Source organism: Streptomyces sp. NPDC045956, from assembly GCF_056430705.1.
The window spans coordinates 203,011-209,010 of record NZ_JBWKKZ010000001.1; the positions used below are offsets into that span (position 1 = coordinate 203,011).

Sequence of the window (6,000 nt, forward strand, 5' to 3'; positions counted from 1 at the left end):
CCCCGCCCGTGCGGGGAGGGCCGTCGTGACGTACGAGGAGGAGAAGACATGGCGGAGCCCACGCCGCGTCCGAACGAACCGCGGCTACGCCCCGCGCCCCTGCTCTTCGAGCCGGCGGAGGCGTCCGCCGACCCGGAGCACTTCTTCGACCTCGAGTCGATCGACGACCCCCGGGTCCTGCTGGAGCGGGCGACCGAACTGACCCAGGCGTTCCGCGCGGCGGCCGACCGGGCGATGGAGTACCAGGCGACGGCGGCGGCCCAGCTCGCCGATCCGCGCCGCTTCGACCGGCTGACGGCCGCGGACATCGCCGAACGCGCCGAATGGACCGAGGACTACGCCAAGAAGATGGTCGAGTTCGGACGGGACCTGCTGCGCGGCGGCGACACCCCCGACTAGCCGGGGACCGGTCCCGCCGCATATGCCAAGCGGGTGAGCAAGATACTCCTCGCCCCTCCCCTCTGTCCCCGTTTCCCGCAACCCAGCGGAGTGGTTCCCTCACGCCCGGTAGATGTAGTCGGCATGAGCAGCGCACGCGACGTCACCCTCAACGCCACCCCCCACGCCTCGGACGTCACCGCCGACGGGGCCGCCTGGCTGGCCTCGGCCGGCGCGTACCCGCGCGGCACGCTCGCGTTCTGGGAGGAGCGGCCCGCGGCCCCGGTCGTCCTGCCCTGCGGCTCCGTGTTCGACGTGGTGAGCGCCCCGGCGGTCTTCGGGCGCCGGATGCTGGACCGGATGTGGGACGAGGGCCCGGGATCCGGCCCGGTCGCGGAGTACCGGGGCCGGATGCTGCTGTTCGCCGCGCCGGGCACGGCCCAGCGGCTGCCGTCGCTGCTGGAGTGGGAGGAGTGGAGCGCGCGGGGCCGCCCGGGCGGGCGTACGGGTGCGGTGCCGCCGCTGCTGTGCCACGGCGCCGGGGACGCGGTGACCGTGCCGGCGCCGGTGGGCCCGCCCGCCCGTTCCGGCTCCCGCTGGCTGGTGGCTCCGGACACCCGGCGGCCGTGGCTGCCGGGTCCCGAGATCCTGCTCTGGGCGGCCGTGCGGGCCGCCCGCGCCGCCGTGCGGATTTCGATTTTTCCCTCCGCCGACCAGGGTGCTAAGGTCTACGACGTCAGCAGGCGCCGCTAGCTCAGTTGGTTAGAGCAGCTGACTCTTAATCAGCGGGTCCGGGGTTCGAGTCCCTGGCGGCGCACAGACAACGGGAAGGCCCCTCGCTCCGGCGAGGGGCCTTCCCGCGTACCCGGGGCCTCCCGGCTACCCCGGCGTGACCTGCACCGTCCACGCCCCCGACGCCGTCCGCCCCTCCACCTCCACCCGTACGCCGTCGCCCGGCACCGTGAAGCTCTCACCGAGGCCCACCGGGGCGTCGGCCAGCGGCGGGTAGACCGAGTCCTCCCAGCAGGCCTCGGTGTCCGGATGGGCGTCGACCACCTGGACCGGCCCGCCCCCGGACTCCGCCCCGCTGCGCACCCGGTACACCAGCACCCCCGCCCGGCACGCGGCGACGTCGTTGCCGACCGGCCCCCGCGCCTCGAAGGCGAGCGCGCTGTCCGCCCCGGTGCGCACCACCGCCAGCTTGGTTCCCCGGCCGAGTCCGAAGCCGGGTGCCCCGGCGGCGCCCGCCACCGCCACGCCCGGTCCCGCCCCCAGCGGCTCCAGCGTCAGCCGGGTCGGCCCGCTGCCCCGTACGCAGGCCACCTGCCGGGGCTCCAGCCAGCCCAGCTTCCACTTGTGCCAGCCGAAGAGGTCCGGCGCCAGTCCGAACTGGCTGCCCATGAGGTCCCAGTCGCCGACGTGGGTGTCCCAGTCGCCCTCGCCGTCGTCCGGCCGGTGGTAGAGGTCGGGCAGGTCGAAGACGTGCCCCGTCTCGTGGGCCAGGACCAGCCGGTCGGGCGGGTGGTTCTCGAAGACCGTGACCATCCGCCGGACGTCGGTGTCGTCCGCCCGCATCGGGGTGTCCAGGTTGACGACCTTCGTGGCGTCGGAGTCCACGCCGGGGGCGTCCGGGTCGGCGACGAAGTAGACGATGTCGTAGCGGGAGAAGTCGACGTGCCGGTCGGCGACCGCCATCGCGTCGCGCAGGTAGGCGGCCCGGTGCCGCGGGCTCCAGTCGCGCTGTATGTCGTACGCCGTCGAAGGGTGCGGCATCGGGATCCAGTCGCCCAGCGGATGCGGTCGCAGCGTGAACCTGCCGTAGGAGGCGTGCTGGAAGAAGCGGGTGGTGGCCGGGAAGTGGTCGGCGGCCAGTTCGGCCGGCGCGGTCAGCGGCTGGGAGTCGGGGAAGGACAGGAACACCATCACCGCGTCCAGCGCGCGGGCCGGCCGCGGGTAGGCGGTGTTCCAGGTGTCCAGGCCCTCGGAGTGGTGCACCTCCGTGCGCTGGAGCGCGCAGGGCTCCGGCGAGAAGGGCTCGGCGACCGAGGGGGCCGTGATCAGGGACGTCGCGGCGAGCGCCGACATCGTCGTGCAGACCGCCGCCGTGCTGCGCAGCCGGGACCGGGGTCCCCCCGCCCGGCGGTCCGCGCCGAGCGCCTCGAGGGCCTCCCGGGGAAGTCGCCTCAGGGGGAGCTGGCGCGGCACATGAACCTCCGGGCGCGGTCGACGGGACAACGCACCCAGCTTGTGCATGATTGTCCTACTACGACCTGTTCGCCTGCACCGGATGGGTGAGCCGCCCGGAAATCTGCCGGAAGTCGTCGGACCGATGCCCCTGAGTCACTTACAGAACGTCACAACTGGTCGGAGGCATGAAGAACCCGTCCAGGTGTGAGCAGAAACGATCTGGCAGGGGGGTCGGGCGGTCGGGAAGGCGGGGCGGCGGCTGGAAGGGCCCCGTGGCAGCCTCTATGATCGGCACACTTTCCTGCACGAACAGAGCACGAACAGAGATCGAGGCACTGCGGGAGCGAGCGGTGAACGGAACCTCCGAAGGGCCGGCGCCCGTGGCAGACCTCGGCCGGTCGGTCGTCACAGAGAGTGATGCAGGTCTGGCTCCTCGTACGCCGGGTGCGGAGACGGAGCCCGCGGCCTACCGCTCGGCGTTCTCGGCGGCGCCCCTGGCCATGGCCGTCGTCGACGCCGAGGGCCTGGTCGTCAGCGCCAACGACACGCTGGGCACCCTGCTCGGCACCGATCCGGCGGCGCTGGCCGGCCGTGCGGCGGCCGACCTCGTCGACCTCGCCTGCGACGCCGGCACCTGGCACGCGTACCGCGAGGTGCTGCGCGGGCACCGGCCCCGGCTGCGCTGCACCCGGCGCCTGAAGGGGGCCGACGGGCGCTCGCTCTGGGCGCAGGTGACGGTCGAACCGCTGGCCGGCTCCGGCGACGCGCCGGGCCTGCTGCTGTCGGTCGCCGACATCAGCGCCCGGCGCGAGCTCCAGGAACGGCTGCGCCACCTCCAGATGCACGACCCGGTGACCCGGCTGCCCAACCGCGCCCTGTTCTTCGAGCGTCTCACCGCCGCGCTGGAGGCCGAGTCCTACGAACACGGCGGCACCGGCCGGATCGGCGTCTGCTACCTGGACCTGGACGGCTTCAAGGCCGTCAACGACACGCTCGGCCACCGCGTCGGCGACCGGCTGCTGGCCGCCGTCGCCGAACGCCTCACCCGCTGCGCCGAGGAGGCGGCCCACGCCCGCTCCGGCGCCCCGCTGGTGGCACGGCTCGGCGGCGACGAGTTCGCCCTCCTCGTGGAGGACTCCACGGGCACCGACCAGCTCGCCGACCTCGCCGAGTCGGTCCTCGCGGCCCTCCAGGCGCCCTTCGAGGTCTCCGACCGGCGCCTCTCGGTCACCGCGTCCGTCGGCGTCGTCGAACGCCACACGGCCGGCACCACCCCGACCGCCCTGATGCAGGCCGCCGACACGACCCTGTACTGGGCCAAGGCCGACGGCCGGGCCCGCTGGACGCTCTTCGACCCCGAGCGCAACGCCAGCCGCATGACCCGCCAGGCCCTCGCCGCGACCCTCCGCCCCGCCATCGAACGCGGCGAGTTCGCCCTGGAGTACCAGCCGCTGGTCGGCATGGAGGACGGCCGGGTGCGGGGCGTCGAGGCGCTCATCCGCTGGAATCATCCTCAGTTCGGCGTACTGGCGCCGAATCGGTTCATCGCACTGGCGGAGGAGGACGGTTCGATCGTTCCCCTCGGCCGCTGGATCCTGCGCACGGCCTGCCACCAGGCCCGCCGCTGGCAGCTGGCCCACCCCGACGACCCGCCGATCTTCGTCAGCGTCAACGTCGCGGTCCGCCAGGTCTGGGACTCCGACCTGGTGGCGGACGTCGCGGCGACCCTGGAGGAGACGGGCTTGGCCCCGCACCTGCTCCAGCTGGAGCTGACCGAGTCCGCGGTGATGGGGTCGGCGGGCCGCCCCCTCCAGGCCCTCAAGGCGCTCAGCGACATGGGCGTCCACATCGCCATCGACGACTTCGGCACCGGGTACTCCAACCTCGCCTACCTCAGCCGGCTGCCGGTGTCCGTCCTGAAACTGGACGGCGCCTTCGTACGGGGCTTCCAGTACGACGGGGCCGAGGACGCCGGAGTGCAGGGTGCCGGCGTGGACGCGAGCGCGGCCAACCCGGCCGACGAGGTCATCGTCGAGGCGATGGTCCAGCTCGCCCACCGGCTCGGCCTCACCGTCACCGCCGAGTGCGTGGAGACCTCCGACCAGGCGACCCGCCTGCGCCGCATCGGCTGCGACACCGGTCAGGGGTGGCTGTACTCCCGACCGGTGGCGCCGGATCGTATCTCCGCGCTGCTGGGCTCCGCCGGGCCCGGAGCGGCCGGGGTTCAGGCCGGCGTCGGCAAACCGTAGGCGTCGGCGATCAGCTCGTAGGAGCGCAGGCGCACGTCGCCGCCGTGGGCGTTGGCGGTCAGCATCAGCTCGTCGGCGCCGGTGCGCTTGCGGAGGTCGTCCAGGCCTGCCCGGACCTCGTCGGCCGTCCCGTGGATGACGTTCGCGTTCCAGGACCGCACGAACTCCTCCTCCATCGGGCTGAAGTCGTACGCCTCCGCCTCCTCGGGCGTCGGCACGAGTCCGGGGCGCCCGGTGCGCAGCCGGACCATGTTCAGCGCGGCGGCCAGCACCTGCCGCCGGGCCTCCTTCTCGTCGTCGGTCGCGAGCGCGGAGACGCCGATGAGAGCGTAGGGCGCGTCGAGGACCGCGGACGGCCGGAAGGACTCGCGGTACAGGTCCAGCGCCGGAACGGTGTTCTGCGCGGAGAAGTGGTGCGCGAAGGCGAACGGCAGCCCGAGGGTGCCGGCCAGCCGGGCACTGAAGCCGGAGGAACCGAGCAGCCAGACCGGCGGGCGGTGCGCCGACTGCACGCCCCCGGGCGACGTGGCCTGCACGGGGCCCGGCACGGCGTGGATACGGCGGTAGGGGTGCCCGTCCGGGAAGTCGTCGTCCAGGAACCGGATCAGCTCGGCGAGCTGCTGCGGGAAGTCGTCGGCACCCTCGTTCATCCGGTCGGTGCGGCGCAGGGCGGCGGCGGTGGCCCCGTCGGTGCCGGGGGCGCGGCCGAGACCGAGGTCGACGCGGCCGGGTGCCATCGCCTCCAGCGTGCCGAACTGCTCCGCGATGACCAGGGGGGCGTGGTTCGGCAGCATGACGCCGCCCGAGCCGAGGCGGATGCGGTCGGTGTGGGCCGCGAGGTGGGCGAGGATCACCGCGGGGGAGGAGGAGGCGACGCCGGGCATCGAGTGGTGCTCGGCGACCCAGTACCGGTGGAAGCCGCGGTGCTCCGCGAGGCGCGCGATGTCCACGCTGGTGCGCAGGGCGTCGGTGGCGGTGCGGCCCGCGCCGACGGTCACCAGGTCCAGTACGGAGAGGGGGACGGGTGCGGTGCCGTGGGCGGTGCCCCGGATCTCCTCTGCGGCGTCTGCGGCCATGGTGAGGTGCCTCCTGTGTGGTGTGACGGTCGCGCTTGGTTCGCTGCGCGACGTAACAGGAGGGGGTCTCCGGTTATTCCCCGGCGGGGGTGCGGAGGGTGTGGAGGAAG

5 protein-coding genes and 1 tRNA gene are annotated in these 6,000 nt (G+C 73.7%); 4 read left to right on the top strand and 2 right to left on the bottom strand.

Annotation, left to right across the window (positions count from 1 at the left end; all coding sequences use genetic code 11):
* Positions 1-48: 48 nt before the first annotated feature.
* The 3 genes from AC07FV_RS00880 to AC07FV_RS00890 all read left to right on the top strand — a co-directional run bounded on the left by AC07FV_RS00880 (position 49) and on the right by AC07FV_RS00890 (position 1,195).
* A complete protein-coding gene (locus AC07FV_RS00880; RefSeq protein ID WP_479083709.1) occupies positions 49-399 on the top strand; it encodes a hypothetical protein in 351 nt (116 codons plus the stop codon).
* 123 nt (positions 400-522) lie between these two features.
* A complete protein-coding gene (locus tag AC07FV_RS00885) occupies positions 523-1,131 on the top strand; it encodes a bifunctional DNA primase/polymerase (protein WP_479083711.1) in 609 nt (202 codons plus the stop codon).
* Positions 1,122-1,195 (top strand) — tRNA-Lys (locus AC07FV_RS00890). Before AC07FV_RS00885 ends, AC07FV_RS00890 begins: the two co-directional genes overlap by 10 nt.
* Positions 1,196-1,257: 62 nt before the next feature.
* On the opposite strand, the gene AC07FV_RS00895 is transcribed toward AC07FV_RS00890, so the two are convergent.
* The gene (locus tag AC07FV_RS00895) at positions 1,258-2,631 is read right to left on the bottom strand and encodes a M6 family metalloprotease domain-containing protein (protein ID WP_479083712.1); all 1,374 of its coding nucleotides are present in this window, start codon (positions 2,629-2,631) and stop codon (positions 1,258-1,260) included.
* Positions 2,632-2,915: 284 nt separating this feature from the next.
* On the opposite strand from AC07FV_RS00895, the gene AC07FV_RS00900 reads away from it, so the two are divergent.
* Positions 2,916-4,814 carry a putative bifunctional diguanylate cyclase/phosphodiesterase gene (locus AC07FV_RS00900; RefSeq protein WP_479083713.1) on the top strand — a complete coding sequence of 633 codons (1,899 nt, stop codon included), beginning with the start codon at positions 2,916-2,918 and terminating at the stop codon, positions 4,812-4,814.
* Here the strand turns inward: AC07FV_RS00900 and AC07FV_RS00905 are convergent.
* A complete protein-coding gene (locus AC07FV_RS00905; RefSeq protein WP_479083715.1) occupies positions 4,790-5,890 on the bottom strand; it encodes an LLM class flavin-dependent oxidoreductase in 1,101 nt (366 codons plus the stop codon). The genes AC07FV_RS00900 and AC07FV_RS00905 overlap by 25 nt on opposite strands.
* Positions 5,891-6,000: the final 110 nt, after the last annotated feature.

Coding starts and splice junctions, on each gene's coding strand:
- AC07FV_RS00885 (WP_479083711.1), top strand. CDS start 523: ATGAGCAGCGCACGCGACGTCACCCTCAACGCCACCCCCCACGCCTCG.
- AC07FV_RS00905 (WP_479083715.1), bottom strand. CDS start 5,890: ATGGCCGCAGACGCCGCAGAGGAGATCCGGGGCACCGCCCACGGCACC.
- AC07FV_RS00880 (WP_479083709.1), top strand. CDS start 49: ATGGCGGAGCCCACGCCGCGTCCGAACGAACCGCGGCTACGCCCCGCG.
- AC07FV_RS00895 (WP_479083712.1), bottom strand. CDS start 2,631: ATGCACAAGCTGGGTGCGTTGTCCCGTCGACCGCGCCCGGAGGTTCAT.